Source organism: Phenylobacterium sp. (assembly GCF_041916435.1).
In the GTDB taxonomy this organism is placed as follows: domain Bacteria; phylum Pseudomonadota; class Alphaproteobacteria; order Caulobacterales; family Caulobacteraceae; genus Phenylobacterium.
The window spans coordinates 287,623-309,741 of sequence record NZ_JAYRZM010000001.1 but is presented as its reverse complement, the minus strand read 5'-3'; the positions used below and the strand labels follow the sequence as shown (position 1 = coordinate 309,741).

Annotated in this window: 26 protein-coding genes; 10 read left to right on the top strand and 16 right to left on the bottom strand. The window is 70.8% G+C overall.

Features of this window, described 5'->3' with window-relative positions:
• Positions 1–4 precede the first annotated feature (4 nt).
• Complete coding sequence (locus tag ACE3TA_RS01575) at positions 5–1,333, bottom strand: DNA cytosine methyltransferase (RefSeq protein ID WP_374569941.1); 1,329 nt, start codon at positions 1,331–1,333, stop codon at positions 5–7.
• A gap of 105 nt (positions 1,334–1,438) precedes the next feature.
• Between ACE3TA_RS01575 and ACE3TA_RS01570 the strand changes: the two genes are divergently transcribed.
• Complete coding sequence (locus ACE3TA_RS01570) at positions 1,439–1,951, top strand: hypothetical protein (protein WP_374569940.1); 513 nt, start codon at positions 1,439–1,441, stop codon at positions 1,949–1,951.
• 199 nt (positions 1,952–2,150) lie between these two features.
• Here ACE3TA_RS01570 and ACE3TA_RS01565 read toward each other — a convergent pair whose 3' ends face one another.
• From ACE3TA_RS01565 to ACE3TA_RS01505, 13 genes are all read right to left on the bottom strand, one after another.
• Positions 2,151–2,792: a MarC family protein gene (locus ACE3TA_RS01565; RefSeq protein ID WP_374569939.1), complete on the bottom strand. Its 642-nt coding sequence runs from the start codon at positions 2,790–2,792 to the stop codon at positions 2,151–2,153.
• Positions 2,793–2,860: 68 nt separating this feature from the next.
• Positions 2,861–4,381 (bottom strand): peptidoglycan DD-metalloendopeptidase family protein, encoded by a 1,521-nt coding sequence (locus ACE3TA_RS01560; protein ID WP_374569938.1) that lies wholly within the window; start codon positions 4,379–4,381, stop codon positions 2,861–2,863.
• Positions 4,382–4,486: 105 nt separating this feature from the next.
• The gene (locus ACE3TA_RS01555) at positions 4,487–5,146 is read right to left on the bottom strand and encodes a protein-L-isoaspartate(D-aspartate) O-methyltransferase (protein WP_374571096.1); all 660 of its coding nucleotides are present in this window, start codon (positions 5,144–5,146) and stop codon (positions 4,487–4,489) included.
• Between the two features lie 13 nt (positions 5,147–5,159).
• Positions 5,160–5,936, bottom strand: a complete 777-nt coding sequence (gene surE, locus ACE3TA_RS01550) for a 5'/3'-nucleotidase SurE (protein WP_374569937.1) — start codon at positions 5,934–5,936, stop codon at positions 5,160–5,162.
• Entirely contained in the window at positions 5,933–7,213 is a 1,281-nt protein-coding gene (gene serS / locus ACE3TA_RS01545; RefSeq protein WP_374569936.1) for a serine--tRNA ligase, read from the bottom strand. Before serS ends, surE begins: the two co-directional genes overlap by 4 nt.
• Positions 7,214–7,296: 83 nt before the next feature.
• Positions 7,297–8,214 (bottom strand): twin-arginine translocase subunit TatC, encoded by a 918-nt coding sequence (tatC, locus tag ACE3TA_RS01540; protein WP_374569935.1) that lies wholly within the window; start codon positions 8,212–8,214, stop codon positions 7,297–7,299.
• Position 8,215: 1 nt separating this feature from the next.
• Positions 8,216–8,818: a Sec-independent protein translocase protein TatB gene (gene tatB, locus ACE3TA_RS01535; protein ID WP_374569934.1), complete on the bottom strand. Its 603-nt coding sequence runs from the start codon at positions 8,816–8,818 to the stop codon at positions 8,216–8,218.
• Between the two features lie 69 nt (positions 8,819–8,887).
• A complete protein-coding gene (locus ACE3TA_RS01530) occupies positions 8,888–9,097 on the bottom strand; it encodes a twin-arginine translocase TatA/TatE family subunit (protein WP_374569933.1) in 210 nt (69 codons plus the stop codon).
• Positions 9,098–9,210: 113 nt separating this feature from the next.
• Complete coding sequence (gene scpB, locus ACE3TA_RS01525) at positions 9,211–9,858, bottom strand: SMC-Scp complex subunit ScpB (RefSeq protein ID WP_374569932.1); 648 nt, start codon at positions 9,856–9,858, stop codon at positions 9,211–9,213.
• Between the two features lie 2 nt (positions 9,859–9,860).
• Positions 9,861–10,709, bottom strand: a complete 849-nt coding sequence (locus tag ACE3TA_RS01520) for a ScpA family protein (protein ID WP_374569931.1) — start codon at positions 10,707–10,709, stop codon at positions 9,861–9,863.
• A complete protein-coding gene (gene nagZ / locus ACE3TA_RS01515) occupies positions 10,706–11,731 on the bottom strand; it encodes a beta-N-acetylhexosaminidase (protein ID WP_374569930.1) in 1,026 nt (341 codons plus the stop codon). The genes ACE3TA_RS01520 and nagZ overlap by 4 nt, the downstream gene beginning before the upstream one ends.
• The gene (locus ACE3TA_RS01510) at positions 11,728–12,555 is read right to left on the bottom strand and encodes an SPOR domain-containing protein (RefSeq protein WP_374569929.1); all 828 of its coding nucleotides are present in this window, start codon (positions 12,553–12,555) and stop codon (positions 11,728–11,730) included. The genes nagZ and ACE3TA_RS01510 overlap by 4 nt, the downstream gene beginning before the upstream one ends.
• A gap of 106 nt (positions 12,556–12,661) precedes the next feature.
• Positions 12,662–13,840 (bottom strand): deoxyguanosinetriphosphate triphosphohydrolase, encoded by a 1,179-nt coding sequence (locus tag ACE3TA_RS01505; protein WP_374569928.1) that lies wholly within the window; start codon positions 13,838–13,840, stop codon positions 12,662–12,664.
• A gap of 82 nt (positions 13,841–13,922) precedes the next feature.
• On the opposite strand from ACE3TA_RS01505, the gene erpA reads away from it, so the two are divergent.
• Entirely contained in the window at positions 13,923–14,255 is a 333-nt protein-coding gene (gene erpA / locus ACE3TA_RS01500) for an iron-sulfur cluster insertion protein ErpA (RefSeq protein WP_374569927.1), read from the top strand.
• Positions 14,256–14,440: 185 nt separating this feature from the next.
• Here erpA and ACE3TA_RS01495 read toward each other — a convergent pair whose 3' ends face one another.
• The gene (locus ACE3TA_RS01495) at positions 14,441–15,178 is read right to left on the bottom strand and encodes an enoyl-CoA hydratase/isomerase family protein (RefSeq protein ID WP_374569925.1); all 738 of its coding nucleotides are present in this window, start codon (positions 15,176–15,178) and stop codon (positions 14,441–14,443) included.
• A gap of 127 nt (positions 15,179–15,305) precedes the next feature.
• Between ACE3TA_RS01495 and ACE3TA_RS01490 the strand changes: the two genes are divergently transcribed.
• From ACE3TA_RS01490 to ACE3TA_RS01455, 8 genes are all read left to right on the top strand, one after another.
• Entirely contained in the window at positions 15,306–15,611 is a 306-nt protein-coding gene (locus tag ACE3TA_RS01490) for a metalloregulator ArsR/SmtB family transcription factor (RefSeq protein WP_374569924.1), read from the top strand.
• Positions 15,608–16,261 carry an SdpI family protein gene (locus ACE3TA_RS01485; protein ID WP_374569923.1) on the top strand — a complete coding sequence of 218 codons (654 nt, stop codon included), beginning with the start codon at positions 15,608–15,610 and terminating at the stop codon, positions 16,259–16,261. The genes ACE3TA_RS01490 and ACE3TA_RS01485 overlap by 4 nt, the downstream gene beginning before the upstream one ends.
• A 57-nt stretch (positions 16,262–16,318) precedes the next feature.
• Positions 16,319–17,098 carry an exodeoxyribonuclease III gene (gene xth, locus ACE3TA_RS01480; RefSeq protein WP_374569922.1) on the top strand — a complete coding sequence of 260 codons (780 nt, stop codon included), beginning with the start codon at positions 16,319–16,321 and terminating at the stop codon, positions 17,096–17,098.
• A 42-nt stretch (positions 17,099–17,140) separates the two neighbouring features.
• Positions 17,141–17,842 (top strand): hypothetical protein, encoded by a 702-nt coding sequence (locus ACE3TA_RS01475; protein ID WP_374569921.1) that lies wholly within the window; start codon positions 17,141–17,143, stop codon positions 17,840–17,842.
• Positions 17,843–17,904: 62 nt separating this feature from the next.
• Complete coding sequence (locus tag ACE3TA_RS01470) at positions 17,905–18,600, top strand: NnrU family protein (RefSeq protein ID WP_374569920.1); 696 nt, start codon at positions 17,905–17,907, stop codon at positions 18,598–18,600.
• A 9-nt stretch (positions 18,601–18,609) separates the two neighbouring features.
• The gene (locus tag ACE3TA_RS01465) at positions 18,610–20,265 is read left to right on the top strand and encodes an acyl-CoA dehydrogenase family protein (protein WP_374569919.1); all 1,656 of its coding nucleotides are present in this window, start codon (positions 18,610–18,612) and stop codon (positions 20,263–20,265) included.
• 11 nt (positions 20,266–20,276) lie between these two features.
• The gene (locus ACE3TA_RS01460) at positions 20,277–20,816 is read left to right on the top strand and encodes a DsrE family protein (RefSeq protein WP_374569918.1); all 540 of its coding nucleotides are present in this window, start codon (positions 20,277–20,279) and stop codon (positions 20,814–20,816) included.
• Positions 20,817–21,026: 210 nt separating this feature from the next.
• The gene (locus ACE3TA_RS01455) at positions 21,027–21,506 is read left to right on the top strand and encodes a hypothetical protein (RefSeq protein ID WP_374569917.1); all 480 of its coding nucleotides are present in this window, start codon (positions 21,027–21,029) and stop codon (positions 21,504–21,506) included.
• Here the strand turns inward: ACE3TA_RS01455 and ACE3TA_RS01450 are convergent.
• A complete protein-coding gene (locus ACE3TA_RS01450; RefSeq protein ID WP_374569916.1) occupies positions 21,496–22,107 on the bottom strand; it encodes a TetR/AcrR family transcriptional regulator in 612 nt (203 codons plus the stop codon). The genes ACE3TA_RS01455 and ACE3TA_RS01450 overlap by 11 nt on opposite strands.
• Positions 22,108–22,119: the final 12 nt, after the last annotated feature.

The following is a 22,119-nucleotide window of genomic DNA, read 5'->3' as shown; positions in this document are numbered from 1 at the left end:
GACTTCATCCCGCTGCAGCGCGAATCTCCGTCCGTTCACGATACGCATTAAGCTCGGCCATGACAGCCAGCGCTACGCTTTTGGCGAGCAACGGTGGGACAGCGTTGCCCGCCTGCCGGTACCGCGAATGCGCGGGACCACCGTCGTGGCGCCCTTCGAGCGGACCGCGCCGCGGATCTGTTCTAAACACAAATCTGTCGGGGAAGGATTGCAGCCGAGCGAATTCCCGGACGGAAAGCGCGCGAGCAACGCCGTAGTGATAGACAGAATCTGCCTTGGTGTTCAGCGTCCAAGCCCAAAGGGACGGATGCAGACGGCGGTAGGCATAGAAGTGTTTGCGCGAAAGGCGACCACTTCCGTTGTCTTGCCCCCAGCGCTTCCCCGTGATGAACCTCTGCAATAGCGCTTCTTCGAGATCGCGATGGTTGCCACCCTGCGGAATGGCTTTGAGGCGCAGTGCCGTGTCTTGATTCATCCGGGGTACCTGGACGTTTGAAAGTGTCGCGCCCGCACCTTCACGCATAAGCCGCTGATATGCGCTTTGCGGTGGGGACAGGTCGGCAAATGCCGTCTCGTCATCACGGCGGCCCGCCGTTAGAGCAGCAAGGTCAGAGAGGGCTTGGCCTGCCGTTACGGCCACAAGGCTTTGGTCGTCTGCGAGAGCTTCGCCGAGGCGAAGACTTAGCAAATGCTGCTGAACGACCAGCTGATAGCGCGGCCGCCTAGCACCGGTGAACCGTGCCAGTGCGACCGAATCGGTTGCACCAGACCCACTCAAAGTAGGGGCCTCCATCCCGGTTCCGGCTCGCACGCCGATGAACAACAGGCGTTTCCGAGTCTGTGGCACGCCAAAATCCGCCGCGTCCACCACTTGCGCTCTTACATCGTAGCGGCCCTCAAGCCGGAGGTCGGTCAGGATCTGCTCGCGGACGCCCATTTGATCCATGCCTGTGACGTTTTCCATCACGAACACGAGCGGTTCCGCCGTACCCAGCGTCTCAACAAACTCCCGGTAGAGGGCATTGCGCGGGTCATCGATCATACGAGAGTGGTTGCGCACTTGAGAGAAAGCCTGGCACGGCGGCCCGCCCACGAGCACCTCAGCGCTGCAGGCTGCGGCTAGAATCTGCTCCTTGATCTCAGGTCGGCGAATGTCACCCAGAATAGTTAGTGCTTCTGGGAAATTGGCACGGTAGGTCGCAAGCGCATCCGGGTCATTGTCGGAACCTGCGACGATGCTGAAGCCAGCTTGCCGAAAGCCCTCGGACAAACCACCCGCACCGGCAAAGAGGTCGACTACACGAGCCTGGAAACCACCTCTCGCTGCACTCATCGCTGATTCTCTTTCGGCCATCTGTTGCCATAATGTTCACTCCTTCGCCACTAGGCAATCTCAAATCCCTTGACTCCGCCCTCGACCCATGTTCTCTTTTTGTTCATGGTCGACCTTGAGGAGATGCAGGACAGGCAGGGTCGTCTCCTCGGCGAGCTGGCCGAGCTTGGCATGGACTTCGCCCGCGAGCTGAAGGGCCGGGTTGGCGAGGTCGAGAGCCTTGAGCAGGCCGAGGGCCTGGCGCTCGCCTTTCATCGCATCGCCCGCACCGTGCGCCTGACCCTGGCGCTGGAATCCAGGCTCGCCCGCGAGCAGGGCGAGGTGGCCCGCATCCGCCGCATCGAGGTCGAGCGCCGCAACGAACGGCGCGCCGAACAGGTGCGCACCGCCGTCTGGCGCGAGATCTGGGCCGAGACCGACGGGCGCGAAGACGAGGCCGAGGCCCTGCTGGAAAGCCTCGACGCCCTGATCGAGGACGAGGTCCTCTTCGAGCGCCTCGCCAGCGGCCCCGTCGAAGCCGCCATCGCCCGCATCCGCCAGGACCTTGGCCTGCCGGCGAACGACGCCACGGCCGCCGACGCGGCGTCCCCGTCCCCTGCCGTCCAAGGCTCGGGCTAGCGCCCAAGATGCTCCCCTCCTGGGGGAGCTGTCGCCCCCGGGACCGGCCGAAGGCCGGCCCGAGGATAAACTCCGCGACTGAGGGGGACTTTGATTCGTCGTCGCGAAACGCCCCCAACTGAGTCGCAGTCCCCCTCCACCGCTTCGCGGTCCCCCTCCCCCAAAGGGGGAGGAGAAGAAGGCTGCCCGGCCTGCGGGGCTAGGCGGTCAGGCCGGGGAACAGGGCGGCGAGGCTGGAGACCATCATCTCCATGGCGATGGCCGCCAGGATCATGCCCATCAGCCGCTTGGTGATCGCGCTCACCCGGGCCGACAGGCGCCGGCCGATCGCCGGGGCGGCGAACAGCGAGGCGCTCAGCAGCACGAGGAAGGCGGCGAGCCCGGCGATCAGGCCCAGGAGTTCGCCGTCGCTGCGGGCCGAATGGCCGAAGACGATCAGGGTGGCGATGGTGCCCGGCCCCACCAGGAGCGGCGTGGTCAGGGGGTAGATGGCGATGTCGCCGGCCGCCTCGTCCGCGCCCATCTCCTGCGCGCCCGGCTTGTGCTGGGCGCTGTCGCCGCCGTGCAGCATGTTGAGCGCGATCAGCAGCACCAGGAGGCCGCCGGCCAGGCGGAAGTCGTCGGTGGTCAGGCCGAACAGCTTCAGGATCAGCCCGCCGGCCGCGGCCGAGACGATGCAGCCCACCGTCACGCCGACCGAGGCGGTGGCCGCGATCCGGCGCTTGGCCGCGTCGCTCATCCCCTCGGTGAGCGAGAGGAACACCGGCACGTTGCCGACCGGGTTCATGATCGCGAACAGGGCCGCGAACACCTTGACGGCGAAGGGCAGGTCGATCGCCATGGCCCGGTCATCCTTGCGCTACGCGCGGGCCGCCGCCCCCGGCCCCGCACGGGCCGGAACGGCGCGCGCTACCTGGGCAGCACCAGCATCGGGTCGATCGGCTTGGCGCGGTCGGCGGGCGTGGGGGCGTAGCGCACCTCGAAGTGCAGTTGCGGCTCGGCCACGCCGCCGCTGGCGCCGCTCATGCCGATCTGCTGGCCCTGGGCCACCTGCTGCTGCATCTTCACGTCCACCCGGCTCAGGTGCGCATAGGCGGTGACCCAGCCGTCGGCGTGCTTGATCAGCACCAGGTTGCCGAAGCCGGGCACCTGGTCGCCGGCGTAGACCACCTCGCCCTCGGCGGCGGCGCGCACGGCTGTGTTCAGCGGCGCGCGCACGTTGATGCCGTCGTTGGCCTGGCCGGTGCCCTTGGGCCCGTAGGTCGACAGGATGTCGCCCCGCAGCGGCCAGATGAAGCGGCCGCGGCCGAGCTGGGAGATCTGCTGGTCCGCCGGCGAGGGCGTGGAGGGCACGATCACCGGCGTCGCGGGCTTGGCCGGCGCCGGCTTGGGCGCGGGCGGCGGCGTGGGCGTGGGCGTCGGGACCGGCGTCGGCGCGAGGGCCTCGGGCTTGGGCGCCTCGACCTTGCCGGGCGCGGGCTTGGCCGGGGCCGGCTCGGGCTTCGGCGGCGGGGCCGCTTCGGCGGGCTTGGCCGGGGCCGGCGTCTCGGCCTTGGGATAGTTGGGCGCCGGCGGCGGCTCGCTGCGCGTCTCGGTGCGGGCGGGCGGCGGCGGCGGCGCGGGCGGGGCCTCCACCGGCACGCGCACGGTGGTGGTCACCGGCCCGGAGTCCTTGAAGCCCTCGGGCAGCACCAGCCGCGCGCCGGGATGGATGGTGTCGCCCACCCCCATGCCGTTGGCCTCGGCGACCGCCCCGGCCGAGACGCCGAAGCGACGGGCGATGGCGTAGAGCGTGTCGCCCTCGCCCACCACATAGGCCTTGGCCTTGGAACGCGGTCCCTTCAGCGTCTGGCCCGGATGCAGCCGGTAAGGCGACTTCAGGCCGTTGGCCTTGGCGATGTCGTCCACCGGCTGGCCGATCTTGCGGCTGATGGCGTAGAGCGTGTCGCCCTTCTCCACCGTGTAGACCTTGGGCGGGCCCTCGGCGTCCACCACCTTGCCGGCCACGCTGGCGCGCGTGATCGTGCGCATGGCCGGCGGCGCGGCGGGGGCGGCGGGCTGACGGGCGGCGGGCGGCGGGGCGGTCTCGGCCTGGGCCAGGCGCGTGTCGCCGCGCGCGGCCGGCGGCGGCAGCGGGCTCGAGCTGATGTTCGGCGGCGGCGAGTAGTTGGGCTCGGGCACGCCGGCCTCGGACGGCGGCCTGTCCGGCTGGGCCCCGGGCGGCGGCTCGGCGGCCGGCTCGCGCGCGCTGGCGGGCGCGGCGGCGGCCTGGGCCGGCGGCGCGTCGGCGTTCGCCTCCAGCCGCACCGGATAGGCAGGCTTTCGCGCCTCGGGCAGCTGGCCGCCGAGGGGGTCGTAGGTGGTGCACGCCGCCAGGCTCGCGCCGGCGAAGAGAAGAACAAGGGCCGTGCGGCCGGTAAAAAGCGTCATCGCCGCTCCGTTTGCGGATCGGAATCAGTCGAGGCGTCGGAGGGGATCATGGGCCGCGCCCGACGCCCGCGCCAACCCACAAAGCTTTCATGTTCGAAACCGGCCTCAGGGCTCGCGCGCCACGCCGTCCAGCAAGGGCACGAAGCGCACGTCCGTCAGGGTCTCCACCGAAAAGCCGCCCTGCCCGTCGCCGGTGTAGCGGCGCAGGGTCTGGACGGGCCCTCGGCCGATCGGCGCCACCAAGATCCCGTTGGGCTTGAGTTGCGCCAGCAGGGTCTTGGGCTCTTCCGGCGCCGCGGCTGTGACCATAATGCGGTCGAAAGGCGCCTGTTCGGGCCAGCCCTCCCCGCCGTCGCCGAAGCGGGTGACCACGTTGGTCAGCCCCAGCCGCTTGAAGCGCTGCTCGGCCTCGCTGAGCAGGGTGCGGTAGCGCTCCACCGTGTAGACCAGCCGCGCCAGCTTGGAGAGGATGGTGGTCTGATAGCCGGAACCGGTGCCGATCTCCAGCACCCGCGCGCGCGGCTCCACCTTCAGCGCCTGGGTCATCAGGCCGACGATGAACGGCTGGCTGATGGTCTGGCCGCAGGCGATCGGCAGGGCCGAATCCTCCCAGGCCCGCTCCTTGAACAGGTCCGGCGTGAACAGGTCGCGCGGCGTGGACTCGATGGCGTTCAGCACGGCCGGATCGCTCACGCCCTGCGAGCGCAGGGCGAGGACCAGGCGGGCCAGCCGCTCCTCGGGAGTGTCCTCGTCGTCCTCGGCCATGGCGCCGGCCATCTCACGCCTTGGGCGGCACGCCGCCCAGCACTTGCTTCAACCCAAAGATCGTTTCGTGGTGAGTCAGGTCGATATGCAAGGGGGTGACTGAAATCCGCCCCTCATAGGCCGCGCGAAGGTCCGTTCCCTCGGCCGGCTTCGAGCGCTCCTGCCGAAAGCCCATCCAGTAGTAGTCGCGCCCGCGCAGGTCGGTCCGCTTCTCGGCATGGCGCACCTGCACGTCGCGGAAGCCCTGGCGGGTGACCTCGACCTCCTTGATCCGGTCCAGCGCCACGGCGGGGAAGTTGACGTTGATCACCACGTCGGCCGGCCAGCCCACCTCCACCAGGCGCTTGACGATGCCCGGGCCGAAGGCCTCGGCCGGCGCGAACAGGTCCTCGGCGGGCTCGTCCCAACCGGCCTGCGACAGGGCGATGGAGGGAACCCCCATGGCCATGCCCTCGATGGCGCCGGCCACCGTGCCGGACATGGTCACGTCCTCGGCCAGGTTCGCGCCGCGGTTCACGCCTGAGAGCACCAGGTCGGGGCGCGGCCCCTCGACCAGCTCGCCGATGGCCAGCATCACGCAGTCGGTGGGCGTGCCGGTGGCGGCGAAGCGGCGCGGGTCGATCCGGCGCACGCGCACCGGCTCGGCCAGGGTCAGGGCCCGCGAGGCGCCGGACTGCTCGTACTCGGGCGCGACGATCCAGACGTCGTCGGACAGGGCGCGGGCGATCTTCTCCAGGGCGACGAGGCCCTCGGCGTGGATCCCGTCGTCGTTGGTGAGGAGGATCCTCACGCCACGGCCTCGATGTGCGTCAGGCCCGGCAGGTAGGGATGCAGGGCCTGGGGAATGGCGATGCGGCCGTTCTCGTCCTGATAGTTCTCCATGATCGCCACCAGGGTGCGGCCCACGGCCAGGCCCGAGCCGTTCAGCGAGTGGACGAAGCGCGCGCCCTTCTCGCCGGCGGCCTTGGTGCGCGCGTCCATGCGCCGGGCCTGGAAGTCGCCGCAGTTGGAGCAGGAGCTGATCTCGCGGTAGGTCGCCTGCGAGGGCAGCCAGACCTCCAGGTCGTAGGTCTTGCGCGCGCCGAAGCCCATGTCGCCGGTGCACAGCAGCATGGTGCGGAAGGGCAGCTCCAGGCGCTTCAGCACCGCCTCGGCGCAGGAGACCATTCGCTCGTGCTCTTCCTCGGACTTGTCCGGGGCGGTGATCGAGACCAACTCGACCTTGTAGAACTGGTGCTGGCGGATCATGCCGCGGGTGTCGCGGCCCGAGGCGCCGGCCTCGGAGCGGAAGCAAGGCGTCAGCGCCGTCATCCGCAGCGGCAGCTCCTCCTCCGGTGTGATCTGGCCCATGACCATGCTGGTCAGCGGCACCTCGGCGGTGGGGATCAGCCAGCGGCCGTCGGTGGTCTGGAACAGGTCCTCGGCGAACTTGGGCAGCTTGTCGGTGCCGTAGGCGGCCGCGTCGTTGACCAGCAGCGGCGGCGAGACCTCGGTGTAGCCGTGCTCGGAGGTCTGCAGGTCGAGCATGAACTGGCCGATCGCGCGCTCCAGGCGGGCGAGCTGGCCCTTCAGCACCACGAAGCGCGCGCCGCTCATGCGGGCGGCCGCCTCGAAGTCGATCAGGCCCAGGCCCTCGCCGATGTCCACGTGGTCCTTCGGCGTGGCGATGGCGAAGGGCTCGCCCCAGCGGCGGACCTCGACGTTGTCATGCTCGTCGGCGCCGGCCGGCACGTCGGCGGCCGGCAGGTTCGGCAGGGTCGACAGGATGTCGCGCAGGGCGGCGCCGGTGGAGCGCTCCACCTCGGCCTGCTCGGCCAGGGTGGTCTTCAGCGCCTCGACCTCGGCCATCAGGCGCTGGGCCTCGGCCTCGTCCTTGCGGCCCTTGGCCTGGCCGATCAGCTTGGAGGCTTCGTTGCGGCGGCTCTGGGCGGCCTGCAGCGCGGTCTGGGCCGCGCGCAGCCTGGCGTCCAGCTCCAGGATCGCCGGGGTCTGGGGCGACAGGCCCTTGGACGCCCAGGCGCGGTCATAGGCGTCGGGATTGTCGCGGATGGCCTTGATGTCATGCATGGAAATGGAGCCGCCGGCAGGATTTCTGGCGGCCCTGTCTAGTGCGCGTCGGCCAGGGCGCCAACCGTCAAGAACGCGCCGGCCTAGGTCGGAACGATGTCCGTGCCGGCTTCGTCTTCCTCGCGCCCGCGCCGCCGCTCCATCAGCCAGACGAGCCAGATGGAGATCTCGTAGAGCAGGATGATCGGGATCGCCAACATGCACTGGCTGATCGGGTCCGGCGGCGTCACGACCGCGGCCACCACGAACACGCCGACGATGGCGTAGCGGCGTCCGGCGCGCAGCATCTTGGCGTTGACGATGCCGGCCATGCCCAGGAGCGTCAGCACCACGGGAAGCTGGAAGCACAGGCCGAAGGCCAGCAGCAGGGTGGTCACCAGGGTCAGGTAGTCGGAGACCTTGGGCAGCAGCTCCACCGAGATCGCGCCGACGCCGGTGATCTGCTGCGACAGCGAGAACCACAGGACGAACGGCAGGATCACGAAATAGACCAGGGCCGCGCCCAGCAGGAACAGGCTCGGCGAGGCGATCAGGAACGGCAGGAACGCCTTGCGCTCACGCTTGTAGAGCCCCGGCGCGACGAAGCCGTAGACCTGCCAGGCCAGGATCGGGAAGGTGACGATCACCGCCCCGAAGCCGGCGAGCTTGAGCTTGGTGAAGAAGAACTCGAGGGGCGCGGTGAAGACCAGCTTCAGCCCCTCCCCCGTCTGCGCCGGCGCGGTCTTCGAGCCGGCGAGCGTGAGCAGAAGGTCGATCGCGCCCTTCACGTCGAACATCGGCGCATGGGCGTTGTGCTTGCGCACTTCCAGGAGCCGGGCGGCCACTTCGAAGGGGTGCAGCAACACCAGGTAGATCTGGCTCGAGAAGGCGAAACAGACCGCGAAGCCGACGGCGATGGCGGCGACGGCGATGATCAGCCGCTGGCGCAGCTCGATCAGGTGGTCAAGCAGCGGGGCGCGCGAAGCCTCGATCTCGGCCTCGTCGGGATCGATGTCGGCCATGTCAGGCGTCCGCCTTCTTCGCGCGCGGCTTCCTGGCCGGGGCGGCCTTGGCCGTCGAAGCCTTCTTGGCCGGCGCCTTGGCGGGCGCGGCCTTCGCCGCGGCGGGCTTGGCCGCCGGCGCCTTGGCCTTAGCCGGAGCCGGCGCGGCCTTGGACGCCGCCGGCTTGGCGCGCGGCTTGCGGGCGGGCTTGGGCGCGGCCGCCGGCGCTTCGGGCTCGGGCGTGACGCCGATCTGCAGCGGCGGCGCCTCGGCGCGGGCGGCTTCGATCTGGTGGCTCATCGGCGGGTGGAACTGGGCGCCGGTGTCGGCCAGGCTCTGCTCGATTTCGCTGATGGCGCTCTGCACGGGCTCGGTCGCGCCGGTCACGGTCTCGGTCATCATCCGGCCGCTGCGCATGGCCTCGACCTCCTTGCGCAGCTCGTCCAGCTCGGACTGGCGGGCCATCTCGTCGAAGGAGGCGCGGAACTCGGCGGCCATGCCGCGCAGGCGCGCGACGAACTGCCCCACCTTGCGCATCAAGATGGGCAAATCCTTGGGCCCGACGATGATCAGGGCGACCACGGCGATGAGCAGCAGTTCGGAGGCGCCGATGTCCGGAAGCATGGCCGTGGCCTAGACGAAGCAGTGGGCGCCGATCAAGGCCGGCGCGACGTTGGGGGCGCGAGCGCGGCGTCAGCCGCGCGCTTCGTCCTTTTCACGGTCGGCCGTGATGGTCTTGGCCGGCGTATCTTCCGACTTCGGCTCTTCCTTCAGGCCGTCGCGGAACGCGCGGATGCCCTTGGCCGCGTCGCCCATGATGCCCGACAGCTTGCCGCGGCCGCCGAACACCAGGGCGGCGATGGCGAGCACGATGAGCCAGTGCCAGATCGAGAATGAGCCCATGAACTAAGAACTCCGTTGCGACCGCCGCCCAATCCGTCCGGGCGCGGTCCGTTGCTTGGCCTCAATATAGGCCCTGAAGGCGCGATGCACCAACGAAAGCCGCGACCGCGTCATCAGGGCGCGTCGTCGTCGCCCAGATAGTCGGTGTGGAACTCCGGCGCCTCGGATTCGTCGAACGGATCCTCGTCGGGCTCTCCCGCGGCCGGGTTGGGTACGGCGAAGCCGGGCGGCAGGTCCAGGCTGAGCAGCCCGGCGGCCTTCATCTCGGCCAGGCCCGGCAGATCGGCGAGGCTGGGCAGGCCGAAGTGCTCCAGGAAGGAATCGGTGGTGCCGTAGGTCACCGGCCGGCCCGGCGTGCGCCGGCGACCGCGCATGCGCACCAGCCCCAGCTCCAAGAGAACGTCGAGCGTGCCCTTGCTGGCCTGGACGCCGCGCACCGCCTCGATCTCGGCGCGAGTGACCGGCTGGTGATAGGCGATGATCGCCAGGGTCTCCTGGGCGGCCTTGGACAGGCGCCTGGGCTCCTCGCGCTCCTCGGTCATCAGGAACGCCAGGTCCTCGGCGGTCTGCAGCCGCCAGCGGTCGGCGACGCAGGCCAATTCGACCCCCCGGCCCTCGTAGCGCTTCTTCAGCGCCATCAGCGCCTCGCCCACCTGGGCGCCCTCCGGCAGGCGGGCGGCCAGCTCAGCCGCGCTCAAGGGGCCGGCGGCGGCGAACAGCAGCGCCTCGATGCGCCGCTCGGTTTCGGCCAGATCGCTCATCTTCAGAACCCGAGCTCGGCCTGCGGCCGCGCCCGCTCCATCTCGCGGCGGGCGCGCAGATAGACGTCGGCGAAGGCCTCGAGCTGGCGCGCCTCCAGAAGCCCTTCCTTCACCAGCTCCAGGCTGGCCGACAGGGTGGAGGCCAGATAGGAGGCCGAGCTCGGCCCCTCGTCCGGCGCCGAGGCGAAGCGCGGCCGATGCGGCGCGACCCCGCTGAGCGGCGTCCAGCGCTCCAGCTCGGGCAGGAGTTCGCGCAGGCGGTCGCGCGCCTCTTCCAGCGGATAGGCCTGGGCCGGGCGCGGCGTGTAGTGGCGGGCCTCTTCCTTGCGGCGCTGGGTGAGATAGGCCTCCATCAGGGCGTAAAGGTCGCCCTCCAGCCGCGTGGACGGGATCACACGGATCGCCTCCGGATCGCCGCGCACGAACACCTCGCGGCCGAGCTGCGGACGGCCGAGCAGCGTCTCGGCGGCCTGGCGCATGGCGTCGAGCTTGGCCAGGCGGAAGGCGAGCTGGGCGGCCATCTCCTCAGCCGGCGGCTCCTCGGCCTTGGGCCGCTCAGGCTTGGGCAGAAGCAGGCGCGACTTCAGGTAGGCCAGCCAAGCCGCCATCACCAGGTAGTCGGCCGCCAGCGAGAAGCGCAGGCGCCGCGCCTTCTGCACGAAGGTCAGATACTGCTCGGCGAGCCTGAGCACCGAGATCTGCAGAAGGTCGACCTTCTGGTTGCGGGCGAGCGCCAGCAGGACGTGCAGCGGGCCTTCGTAGCCGTCGACATCGACGATCAGGGCCTCGCCGTCCTCAGCCGCGGTGCGGGCGGCCTCGAAATCCAGATTGGGCTGGAAGCCGCCGCTCATGCCGCCCACTTGCCTTCGAAGGCCGCGTCGAAGCGCGCGCGAGCCTCGGCCGCGTCGAACGGCTCGGGAACGCGAGCCAGGCGGGCGAGCGCGGCCCTGGCCCGGCGGGCGGCCTGGCCGGCGAGCGCGCGGGTTCCGGCCATCACGGCCTTCATCTCGGACATGTCGCCGTTGCAGTGCAGGATGACGTCGCAGCCGGCGGCGTGCGAGGCGCGGGCGCGCTCGGCGAAATCGCCGCTCAGGGCCTTCATCGACAGGTCGTCGGTCATCAAGAGGCCGTCGAAGCCGATGGCGCGGCGGATCACCTGGCCCACCGCCTTGCGCGAGGTGGTGGCCGGCCGCTTGGCGTCCACGGCGGTGTAGACCACGTGCGCGCTCATCGCCATGGGCATGTCGGAGAGGACGCGGAAGGGCTCGAAGTCCCAGCCGTCGAGCTCCTCGTAGGAGGCCTCGACCAGCGGCAGCTCCAGGTGGCTGTCGGCGCGGGCCCGGCCATGGCCGGGGATGTGCTTGATCACCGGCAGGACGCCGCCGGCGATCAGCCCCTCGGCGGCGGCGCGGCCCAGGAGGGCCACCTCCTCCACCGTCCGGCCATAGGCGCGATCGCCGATGATGTCGTGGGCGCCGGGCACCGGCACGTCGAGCACGGGCACGCAGTCGACGTTGATGCCGAGTTCGGCCAGGTCGTGGGCCAGGAGCCGCGCGCCGAGGCGGGCGATCTCGCGGCGCAGCAGCGGATCGTTGGCGGCGAGGTCGCCGTAGGCCCGGCCCGGCGGATAAGGCCGCCAGTGCGGCGGGCCCAGCCGCTGCACGCGCCCGCCTTCCTGGTCGATCAGCACCGGGGCGTCGGCCCGGCCGACGCAGGCGCGAAGCTCGTCCACCAGGGCGCGCACCTGGTCGGGGCTCTCCACATTGCGCTTGAAGAGGATGAAGCCCCAGGGATCGGCGTCGGCGAAGAACGCCCGCTCCTCGCCGGTGAGGCGCGTCCCCGAGCAGCCGAGGATGCAGGCGCTGACGCTCATTTGACGAAGCAGTTCTTCCCGGCGGCCTTGAGGGCGTCGCAGAAGGCCTTGGCCTCGGCGCGCGAGGCGAAGCCGGTGACCGTGGTGCGATAGAGGGTCGAGCCGTTCACCTGCACGGGCACGATCGTCTTGCCCTTGCCGGCGATGGCGCCCGGCGCGATGCGGGCGGCCGCATCCCAGCCCTCGTCGGCCTGGGCCTTGGAGGAGAAGGCGCCGATCTGCACGCCGGCGACGCCGGCCGCGTTCGCGGCGGGCTTGGGCGCGGCGGGCTTGGCTTCGGCCGGCGGCGTCGCGGGCTTCGGCGCGGCCGGCTTGGGCGCGGCGGCTTCAGGCTTGGGCGCGGCCGGCGCCGGCGCGGCGGGCTTGGCGGGGACCGGCTTGGGCGCCTCGGCCTTCGGCGGAACGGGCGCGGGCTGGGCCGGCTTCAGCTCGACGGTCTTGGCCGGCGTCGGCGGCGCGACGGCGCGGGGCGCGGGCTGTTCCGGCGGCGGCGTGAAGGTGGGCGCGGCGGTCGAGCCCTTGGCGGCGGTTTCGCTCTGATAGATCTGCAGGCCGGCGGCGGGATCCTTCGGCTGCTCGGCGGCGGGCGCGGGCGCGGTCAGCGCCCCCACGGGCGCGCCGACGGCCTGGGGCGCCTCGCCCTCCTTCCGCACGCCGGAGCGATAGAAGAAGACGATGGCCGCGACGAGGATGAGCAGCACCACGCCCGACAGGATCAGGGTCATGGGGATCGGCCTGGATCCACGCACGGGCTGACGCGCATCGAACGCCAGGGGGGCGTCGGCGGTGGGGGGCGTATAGGCGCCGCGGTCGGTGTCGGACATCGCGCAAGCTCACCAGGAATCAGGGCGCAGGCTCGCTGACAGCGAATCACGCGCGTAGGGGGTTAGTCTATCGAAGCGCTACCGGCTTCGAACCGCCCTCGCCGCCTTAATTCCAGACGTCGAGATGGAAAAGCCGGCGGTGCTCCTCGATGGCGAAGCGGTCGGTCATGCCGGCGATGTAGTCGCACACCACACGAGCACGCCCGGCCTCGTCGCGTTTCTGCGAGCGGACGAACCACTCGGTCGGCAGGACGTCGGGTTCGGTCATGAACAACTGGAACATCTCGGCGAGAATGCGGCGCGCCTGGCTGCGCGTCCTATTGACGCGCCAGTGGCGGTACATGCGCTCCATCAGAAAGGCGCGCAGCTGTCCGAGGTCCTCGACCATGTCGCGGGAGAAGGCCACCAGGGGGCCGCCCAGGTTGCGCACGTCCTCGGGCGAGGCCAGACCCGCGGCCTCGGCCCGGCGGCGGGTCTCGGTCAGCACGTCGTCGACCATGGCGCCGATCATCCGGCGCACGGCCTCCAGGCGGATGATGCGCGGCTCGACGTCCGGATATTCGCGATAGACCCCGGCCAGGATCGGGCCGATCAGCGGCACGTCCAGCAGTTCCTTCAGGTGGAACAGGCCCGCCTGCACCCCGTCGTCCACATCGTGGTTGTTGTAGGCGATGTCGTCGGCGAGCGCGGCGACCTGGGCCTCGGCCGAGGCCCAGCCGTCCAGGCCCAGGCGGTATTCGGCGTCGAACTCGGCGATGGCGCTCCAGGAGGGCCGCTCCAGCTTCTCCAGCACCGGGCCGTTGTGCTTGATCACCCCCTCCAGGGTCTCCCAGGTGAGGTTGAGGCCGTCGAAGCGCGGATAGCGCTGCTCCAGCTTGGTGACGACACGGAAGGTCTGGACGTTGTGGTCGAAGCCGCCGAAGTCGGACATCTGCCGCTCCAGCTCGTCCTCGCCGGCGTGGCCGAAGGGCGGGTGGCCGAGATCGTGGGCGAGCGCGATGGTCTCGGCGAGGTCGGCGTCCAGCCCGAGCGCTGTGGCCACCGAGCGGGCGATCTGGGCGACCTCCAGCGAGTGGGTCAGGCGGGTGCGGAAATGGTCGCCTTCATGGGCGACGAAGACCTGGGTCTTCTCCTTCAGGCGGCGGAACGGCGTGCAGTGGATGATCCGGTCGCGGTCGCGGGCGAAGGGCGTGCGCGTGCGGCTCTCCGGCTCGGGGACCTTGCGTCCGCGCGAGCGGGCGGGATCTTCGGCGTAGGGCGCGCGGGGCGGCGGAACTGAAGCCATTCGGACCTTCCGGGACGGGGCCTCTTGGTCGAAGCCGCGGTTGCCCTCATATAGTCCACAGGTGAGAACTTCCTAAGCGCCCATGACGACCACGGACCTGACCCTGACCGCCGCCGCCGCCAAGCGGATTCACGCCATCGGCAAGGCCGAGGGCCGGCCGGTGATGCTGCGCGTGGCCGTGGAAGGGGGCGGCTGCTCCGGCTTCCAGTACCAGTTCGACTTGGTCGGCGAGGCCCAGCCGGACGACCTCAAGATCGAGCGCGACGGCGCCGCGGCCCTGGTGGACGAGATGAGCCTGGTCCTGCTGAAGGGCTCGGAGATCGACTTCGTCGACGAGCTGGCCGGCGCGGAGTTCCGCGTGAAGAACCCCAACGCCAAGTCGAGCTGCGGCTGCGGCGTGAGCTTCTCGATCTAGCCGCGGCCGGCGCCGAGACTGCTCCCCCGCTGGGGGAGCTGGCGGCGAAGCCGGCTGAGGGCGACTTTGACTCCCTTTGATTTTGCCCTGGCGACGGCGGCGGAAGGCTGGCTTTAAGTCCCCCTCAGTCCCTCCGGGACAGCTCCCCCAAAAGGGGGAGCATCCGCACCCCAAGTCGCTCGCGCCTAGCGGCCCCTGCCCTGCCGGATCATCAGCATCTGGCCGCGTTCCTCGACCTCCATGGCCGTGTCGACGCCGGGCGCCTCGAGGGCGGCGTCGAGGCTGCGCTTGGTGACGCGCAGGGCGTCGGGGGCGGCCTTCAGCAGCTTTTCGGCCAGCGCCATGCCGTGATCGTCCAGCGCCTCGTCGGGCACGACCTTGGAGACCAGTCCCGTGCGCCAGGCCTCGGCCGCGTCGATGGGATCGCCGGTGAAGAGCGCCTCGCGGGCGCGGGAGACGCCGATGGTGCGTTGCAGCCGCCAGCCGACGCCGAGTTCGGCGCCGGACAGGCCGATCTTGATGAAGGCCGAGTGGAACACCGCGCTTTCGCCGGCGACGATGATGTCGCTGGAAAGGGCCATGGCCAGGCCCCCGCCGGCCGCCGCGCCCTTCACCAGGCAGATGATCGGCTGGGGACAGGCGCGCATGGCCTTGCCGAGGTCGCGCAGCACCCAGTCGCCGTCGGGCCCGTCGCGCAGGGCGTCCGGCTGGCCCATGGCCTTCAGGTCGGCGCCAGCGCTAAACGCCCGCCCCGCCCCGCGTAGGACCACCACGCGCGCCGAGCGGTCGCGGCGCAGGCCCTCGAAGGCGGCGAGCAGCGCCTCGGCCAGCGGCTGGTTGATGGCGTTCAGCCGGTCGGGACGGTTGAGCGTGATGCGGCGCGTCTCGCCGAGCGTCTCGATCTGAAGGATGTCCTCGGCCACGGCGGCGTTCTCCCCTTGGATTTTCCAGAAGCTTGGGCGAGCCGGCGGGCGCCTTCAAGCCGGACGCCGCGTCAACCGGCGCCGGTTTCGATTGAAATTCGGATTTTTCCTAATTAGGTTTTCGCCTATGACCTCGGTGTTCAAGGCCCTGTCCCACCCGGCGCGACGCCAAATCGTGGCGATGCTGCGCGAGGGGCCGATGGCCTCGGGCGACATCGCCCAGGCCTTCGACATGGCCTGGCCCTCGATCACCGGCCACCTGACCGCGCTGAAGGAGGCGGGGCTGGTGGAGACCGAACGGGCCGGCGCCTCGATCCGCTACCGGCTGAACATCTCGGCGCTGGAAGAGGCCGTGGCCTTCCTGATGGAGATCATCGGAACCGGCGAAGCGGCCGAGTCGCTTTCCCAAGGCAAGGAGCTGAAATCGCCATGAAGCTTTCGCGAACGGACATCGGCGCGGCGGCGGTCTTCGCCGCCCAGTTCGCCGCCGCCGGCTATGTGGCGAAGTTCGGCTCGAGCGCGCCGATCCCGCTGCACTTCGACGTCCGCGGGCACGCCGACCGCTGGGGCGACCGCGCCGAGCAGGCCGGCTTCATGGCGGCGATGACGGCGGTGATGGCGCTGGTCTATCTGGCGGTGCGCCGCAGCTCGGCCAAGGGCGGACAGACCACCGACGACGCCTCGGTGCTGGTGCTGGCGCTCAGCAGCATCATCTCGGCGATGGGCGCGGCGCTTGGCACAGGCGCCCTCTCCGGCTCCTCGGCGCTGAACGCGCCGGCGTTCCATACCGGCCTGCTGGCGCTGTTGATGCTGGTCATCGGCGTCTTCCTGGGCAAGGTCTCGCCGAACCCATGGGTGGGCGTGCGCACCTTCTGGACCGCCAACAGCCGCCTGGCCTGGGACAAGGCCAACCGCCTGGCCGGACGCTTCTACTTCTGGGCCGGGCTCGGCGGCCTGATGATCGCGCCCTTCACCCCGCAGCCGGCGGGCATGGGCGTCGTGATCGGGGCGATGATCCTGGGCGCGATCCTGGCGGTGATCGAGAGCTGGCGCGTCTGGAAGACCGATCCGGACCGCGGCTGAGCGGTGGCGCGCCCGGCCGTTGGCGTCTAGCTTCGCGCCTCCCCGCAGGAGACGCCCATGAGACTCGCCACCTGGAACGTGAACTCCATCAACGCCCGCCTGGAGACCGTGCTCAAGTGGTTCGAGGCGGCCGCGCCGGACGTGGCCTGCCTGCAGGAGATCAAGTGCGTCGACGAGAAGTTCCCCGCCGAAGCCTTTGAACGGCTTGGCTATAACGTCGCCGTCCATGGGCAGAAGACCTACAACGGCGTGGCCATGCTGTCGAAGACGCCGCTGGAGGACGTGCGCCGGGGCCTGCCCGGCGACGAGAGCGACGACCAGGCCCGCTACATCGAGGCGGTGGTCTCCGGCCCGCGCCCGGTGCGGGTGGCGGGCATCTACCTGCCGAACGGCAACCCGGTGGGCACGGACAAGTTCGCCTACAAGCTGGCGTGGATGGCGCGGCTGAACGCCCACGTGCGCGAGCTGCTCAAGCTGGAGGAGCCCTTCGCGGTGATGGGCGACTACAACGTCATCCCCGAGGAGGCCGACGTGGAGAACCCGGCCGACTGGGCGGGCGACGCCCTGTTCCAGCCGGAGAGCCGCGCGGCCTTCCGGGCGCTGAAGTGGCTGGGCCTGACCGACGCCTACATGCAGGCCGACGGCGCGCCGGGCGGCTACACCTTCTGGGACTACCAGGCCGGCGCCTGGCCGAAGAACAACGGCATCCGCATCGACCACGTGCTGCTTTCGCCCCAGGCGGCCGACCACCTGGAAGGCTGCGTGATCCACCGTGACGTGCGCGGCTGGGACAAGCCCTCCGACCACGTGCCGGTGGTGATCGAGCTGGACCTCTAGGCGCGGCTTCTCCGGCGCCGCGAAGCCCTGTAGCGTCCGGCCATGAACGAGTTCGTGCGGCTTCTCCTGCTGGTGGCGCTGGCCGGGACGGTGGTCACCTTCCTCGGCGCGGCGGCGATCTGGTTCTGGGACGAGGAGCGACGCATGCGCCGCGCGCTGCGGCGCGTGCTGCAGGGCCCGCCGGAAGCGGCGCTCTACGCGCGCGGACGCGGTCGGGCGATGGGCTTCCGCTTCGCCACCGGCCAGGCGGCCGTGGCCTGGGACGCCGGCGCCTGGTGCCTGATCTACCGCATCGACGAACTGATGGGCGCGGAGCTGATCATCGACGGCCAGGTCGCCGCGCGGGCCTTTCGCGGCGAAGCGCGCCGGGCGCTGGACCACGTGGGCGGGGCGGTCGAGAGCGTCTGCCTGCGCCTGATCTTCGACGACCCGCGCCACCCGGACTTCGAGCTGGAGCTGTGGCTGGCAGGCGACGAGGCCGCCAAGGTCCCGCGCACCGCGGCCAAGGCGGCGCAGGAAGCCAACCGCTGGCTGGCGCGGGCCGAGGCGATCCTGCGCCGCCCCGCGGCCGGCGCCGGTTCTGGCGCGGGTTCCGGGGCCGGCCAGCCGGCGAAGGTGGAGACGCGCCGCCCCGAGCCCCCGTCGCCGCAGCCGCTCCCGCTCCCGGACGAGGACGACGAGGATGAGGACGCTCCGCCCTGGGACGACGACACCTCCGACGAGGACGACCAGGCTTTAACTTGACGCTGTAAATTTTTACGCGCAGGCTCCCCTTCCGGTCCAATCAAAGCGCTGGGGAGGCCTTGATGACCAACCTTCTGGCCGCGGCGGCCTTCTTCGTCCTCATCCACCTTCTGATCTCGGGCACGCGGCTGCGCGACGCGATCACCGGGCGCATCGGCGAGCAGGCCTACATGGGCGCCTTCTCGCTGGCGTCGGTCGCCGGCCTCGTCTGGCTGATCATGGCGTTCGGCCAGGCCCGCACCCAGGCCTGGAACATCTCCTACTGGCCGATCACGCCGATCACCCGGCACCTGCAGATCGGCCTGCAGCTCATCGCCATGCTGCTGATCGTGCCGGGGCTGACGACGCCCAATCCCACCAGCGTGCGCCAGGAAGGCGCGCTCGACCGGCCCGACGTGGTCAAGGGCATGGTGCGCATCACCCGCCATCCGTTCCTGTGGGGCGTGGCGATCTGGGCCCTGGGCCACCTGTTGGTGAACGGCGAGCGGGCGAGCATCGCCCTGTTCGGCTCGCTGCTGGTCCTGGCGCTGCTGGGAACCTCCAGCATCGACGGCAAGCGCAAGCGCGCCCTGGGCGAGAAGTGGGACGCCTTCGCCGCCCAGACCTCGAACGTCCCGTTCGCCGCGATCGCGGCCGGCCGGCAGAGCCTGAAGCTCGGCGAGATCGGCTGGTGGCGCATCGCGCTCGGCGTGATCGTCTGGGCCGCGCTGCTGGTCGGCCATCCCTACCTGTTCGGCGTGAGCGCCACGGGTCTATAGAATGGGCGCATGCCGCGCTTCGCCCCCTCGACGCACCTGGAGACCCACGAGGTCTTCAACCAGCCCAGCGAGTTCGCCGGGCGTAATCTCTATGAGACGGACATCGCCTTCCGCGAGGCGGCCCGCCGCGAGGGCGGCGACTGGCTGGACGCGCCGCTGTGGGCGCTGGGCGCGGCAGCGGGCTCGGAGCGGGTGCTGGAGCTGGGCGAGCAGGCCAACCGCTTCCCGCCGGAGCTGACCGTCTTCGACCGCTACGGCCGGCGCATCGACGAGGCCCGCTTCCATCCCGCCTATCACGAGCTGATGGCGCTGGCGATGGAGCACCGGATCCACGACATCGCCTGGACCACCAACCAGCCGGGCGGCCACGTGGGCCACCTGGCGACGCTGGCCCTGTTCACCCAGGCCGAGGCCGGGACCATGTGCCCGATCAACATGACCTATGCGGCCGTCCCCGCCCTGCGCACCCAGCCGGACGTGACCCAGCCCTGGCTCGATAAGCTGCTGGGCGGGCGCTACGACGCGCCGCTGAAGCCGATCGCCCAGAAGGCCGGGATCACCATCGGCATGGCGATGACCGAGAAGCAGGGCGGCAGCGACGTGCGCGCGAACTCCACGCGGGCCTATCGGCTGGAGGGCGGCGGATCGCGCGCCTATCGCCTGGTGGGCCACAAGTGGTTCTGCTCGGCGCCGATGAGCGACGGCTTCCTGACCCTGGCCTACGCCGACAAGGGCCTGTCGTGCTTCCTGGTCCCGCGCATCACCCCCGACGGGGAGCGCAACGGGATCCACGTGATGCGGCTGAAGGACAAGCTGGGCAACAAGTCCAACGCCTCCAGCGAGATCGAGTACCACGACGCCTACGCCGAACTGCTGGGCGAGGAAGGCCAGGGCGTGAAGGTGATCATCGACATGGTGCACCACACGCGGCTGGGCACCATCGCCGGCACGCTGGGGATCATGCGCATGGCGCTGGCCCAGGCGACGCACCAAGTGGCCGGCCGCCGCGCCTTCCAGAAGACGCTGATCGACCAGCCGGCCATGCGCGCCGTGATCGCCGACCTGGCGGTGGAGTACGAGGCGGCGGTGGCGATCGGCATGCGGGTGGCCCGCGCGTTCGACGCCGCCGACGAGCAGGGCCGCGCCTTCGCGCGCCTGTCGGTGGCGCTGGGCAAGTACTGGCTGACCAAGCGCAACCCGAATTTCGTCTACGAATGCATGGAGTGCCACGGGGGCGTCGGCTACGTGGAGGAGACGCCGATGCCGCGGCTGTTCCGCGAGAGCCCGCTGAACGCGATCTGGGAAGGCTCGGGCAATGTCATCGCCCTGGACATCCTGCGCACCCTGACCCGCGAGCCGGCCGCGCGCGAAGCCTACGCCGCCGAGATCGGCGAGGTCCGCGGCGCCGACCGGCGGCTGGACGCGGCCGCCGAGGCCCTGATGGCGGGCCTGAAGCGCGCGCCCGCCGAAGCCGAGGCGCGGTTCGCCGCCGAGCGCATGGCCCTGGTGCTGCAGGGCGCGCTGCTGGTGAAGAACGCCCCCTCGGCCGTGGCTGACGCCTTCTGCGCCACGCGGCTGGGCGACGAGGGCGGCCGCTCGTTCGGCGTGCTGCCGGCCGGCGCGGACATCGACGCCATCGTCGCACGCCAACACCCCGAAACCTGAGGATCCACCCCATGAATCTGTCGCGCCTGGCCTGCGCCGCCTTCGCGTTCGCCCTTTGCAGCGCGGGGGCCGCGACGGCCCAGACCGCCGCCATCCCGGGCTACGGCTCGGTCGCGCCCCTGCCCGACGCCCGCGAGCAGCCCGACGCCGGCCGCGACTACAAGGCGGTGTTCGACATCTCCGGCGCGCCCAAGGCGCCCGACAAGGTCACCCCGGGCCTGGACCGCGCCGCCCGGCTGGTGAACATCCTGACGGCGGGCGGCGTGCCGGCGGACAAGCGCCACATCGCCCTGGTGGTGCACGGCGGCGCGACCGACGCGGTGACGACCGACGAGGTCTACGCCAAGCGCCACGACGGCCTGAAGAACCCCAACACCGCCCTGATCGCGGCCTTGCAGGCGGCCGGCGTCAGCGTGCGCATCTGCGGCCAGTCCATGCACGGGCGCGGCTACACCCCCGCCGACCTCGCACCCGGCGTGCAGGTGGATCTGGCGGCGCTGATGACCGTGACGCACCTGCAGCTCGACGGCTACGCGCTGATCGTCAACTAGGCCCGCACGCGCAAGAGCTGCCGGCCCCCGCCGGGCATTTCCTGCCGCCCTGCACATGTCGCGCCCCGCCCCGGCGGGCGCTTCGGCGGCCCGCGGCCGGCAATCTCCAACGAAAACAACCCTCGCCCCCGCGCGGCATGGCGAGGCGCGGACTGGCGCACCTTCTGCAGGCGCCGCAGGCGGGGTTCAACTGGAAGCAGGGTCCAGGAGATGTACGTCAGCGCCACGCAAAATCCGTTCTACGCCTACCGTTCGACCGCCGCCTCGGCCGCGGCGGCGGACCCCACGGCCACCGACGCGACAAGCGCCGCCGGCTCGAGCGGCTCGAGCGGCGGCGTCGGGCAGCTCTACGACTTCAGCCACATGACGCCGGCGCAGATGAAAGAGGTGGCCGGCAAGCTCAACGAGTCCGGGCAGATCAACGCCCTGCAGTTCCTCGAGCTGAGCACGGCGGGCGTCGTCGCCAAGGTCGGCCCCGACGGCACGCCCGTGCCCCTGTCCGCCGACGAGCAGGCCGCCCTCGACAACACGCCGACGGACTACCTGCAGATGGCCAAGAACATGATCGGCAACATCGAAAGCACCGGCCGCACCACCGACCCGACGTCCGGCTACGAGAACTGGAAGTCGCTGCTGGCCCTGATGCAGCAGTTGCAGTCGACGCCTCAGAGCGTGGACATCAGGGCCTAGTCTCGGCCCCGCCGCCTGGCGCGCGCAGGCCGTCCATCAGGATGTCGATCAGGCGCAGCGCGCTGGCCCGCCAGTTCGGGCTGGTGTTGCCGTAGGTGATGCCGACCAGGGCGAGCAGGATGTCTTCGGGATCGGCGTCGGCGCGGATGTCGCCGCTCGCCGCCGCGCGCCCGACAAGCTGCGACAGGGCCTCGGTGAGCCTCATGCCGGAGGCCGCGTAGCTGGCCGAGATCTCGCCCAGCGCCGCGCCCAGGGCCGGGGCGACCACCTTCTTGGTGGCGATGTAGTCGACGAACAGCCGCATCCATTCGTGCAGGGCCGCGCCGGGCGTGGCCGAATCCAGCAGCCGGCGGGCCGTCTCGGCGAGCTGTACGAACTCGCGGCGGTAGACCGCCTCCAGCAGCGCGTCGCGGGTGGGGAAATGGCGGTAGAGCGTGCCGATGCCGACGCCGGCGGCGCGGGCGATCTCTTCCAGGCTGGCCTCGGCGCCGGACTTGTCGAAGACGGCCTTGGCGGCCTCCACCAGGCGCTCGCGGTTGCGCTGGGCGTCGGCGCGCGGCTTGCGGCCCGGCTTCGCCCCTTCTCTCGCCTCGACGCTCACGCACGAACACCC

Excerpts from the sequence above, each read along its gene's own strand:
- ACE3TA_RS01560 (WP_374569938.1), bottom strand. The coding sequence starts at position 4,381 with ATGACGCTTTTTACCGGCCGCACGGCCCTTGTTCTTCTCTTCGCCGGC.
- tatB (WP_374569934.1), bottom strand. The coding sequence starts at position 8,818 with ATGCTTCCGGACATCGGCGCCTCCGAACTGCTGCTCATCGCCGTGGTC.
- ACE3TA_RS01530 (WP_374569933.1), bottom strand. The coding sequence starts at position 9,097 with ATGGGCTCATTCTCGATCTGGCACTGGCTCATCGTGCTCGCCATCGCC.
- ACE3TA_RS01575 (WP_374569941.1), bottom strand. The coding sequence starts at position 1,333 with ATGAGTGCAGCGAGAGGTGGTTTCCAGGCTCGTGTAGTCGACCTCTTT.
- nagZ (WP_374569930.1), bottom strand. The coding sequence starts at position 11,731 with ATGAGCGTCAGCGCCTGCATCCTCGGCTGCTCGGGGACGCGCCTCACC.
- ACE3TA_RS01555 (WP_374571096.1), bottom strand. The coding sequence starts at position 5,146 with ATGGCCGAGGACGACGAGGACACTCCCGAGGAGCGGCTGGCCCGCCTG.
- ACE3TA_RS01455 (WP_374569917.1), top strand. The coding sequence starts at position 21,027 with ATGTACGTCAGCGCCACGCAAAATCCGTTCTACGCCTACCGTTCGACC.
- xth (WP_374569922.1), top strand. The coding sequence starts at position 16,319 with ATGAGACTCGCCACCTGGAACGTGAACTCCATCAACGCCCGCCTGGAG.
- ACE3TA_RS01505 (WP_374569928.1), bottom strand. The coding sequence starts at position 13,840 with ATGGCTTCAGTTCCGCCGCCCCGCGCGCCCTACGCCGAAGATCCCGCC.
- ACE3TA_RS01460 (WP_374569918.1), top strand. The coding sequence starts at position 20,277 with ATGAATCTGTCGCGCCTGGCCTGCGCCGCCTTCGCGTTCGCCCTTTGC.
- ACE3TA_RS01510 (WP_374569929.1), bottom strand. The coding sequence starts at position 12,555 with ATGTCCGACACCGACCGCGGCGCCTATACGCCCCCCACCGCCGACGCC.
- erpA (WP_374569927.1), top strand. The coding sequence starts at position 13,923 with ATGACGACCACGGACCTGACCCTGACCGCCGCCGCCGCCAAGCGGATT.
- ACE3TA_RS01485 (WP_374569923.1), top strand. The coding sequence starts at position 15,608 with ATGAAGCTTTCGCGAACGGACATCGGCGCGGCGGCGGTCTTCGCCGCC.
- ACE3TA_RS01475 (WP_374569921.1), top strand. The coding sequence starts at position 17,141 with ATGAACGAGTTCGTGCGGCTTCTCCTGCTGGTGGCGCTGGCCGGGACG.
- serS (WP_374569936.1), bottom strand. The coding sequence starts at position 7,213 with ATGCATGACATCAAGGCCATCCGCGACAATCCCGACGCCTATGACCGC.
- ACE3TA_RS01490 (WP_374569924.1), top strand. The coding sequence starts at position 15,306 with ATGACCTCGGTGTTCAAGGCCCTGTCCCACCCGGCGCGACGCCAAATC.
- ACE3TA_RS01470 (WP_374569920.1), top strand. The coding sequence starts at position 17,905 with ATGACCAACCTTCTGGCCGCGGCGGCCTTCTTCGTCCTCATCCACCTT.
- tatC (WP_374569935.1), bottom strand. The coding sequence starts at position 8,214 with ATGGCCGACATCGATCCCGACGAGGCCGAGATCGAGGCTTCGCGCGCC.
- scpB (WP_374569932.1), bottom strand. The coding sequence starts at position 9,858 with ATGAGCGATCTGGCCGAAACCGAGCGGCGCATCGAGGCGCTGCTGTTC.
- ACE3TA_RS01565 (WP_374569939.1), bottom strand. The coding sequence starts at position 2,792 with ATGGCGATCGACCTGCCCTTCGCCGTCAAGGTGTTCGCGGCCCTGTTC.
- ACE3TA_RS01465 (WP_374569919.1), top strand. The coding sequence starts at position 18,610 with ATGCCGCGCTTCGCCCCCTCGACGCACCTGGAGACCCACGAGGTCTTC.
- ACE3TA_RS01520 (WP_374569931.1), bottom strand. The coding sequence starts at position 10,709 with ATGAGCGGCGGCTTCCAGCCCAATCTGGATTTCGAGGCCGCCCGCACC.
- ACE3TA_RS01570 (WP_374569940.1), top strand. The coding sequence starts at position 1,439 with ATGGTCGACCTTGAGGAGATGCAGGACAGGCAGGGTCGTCTCCTCGGC.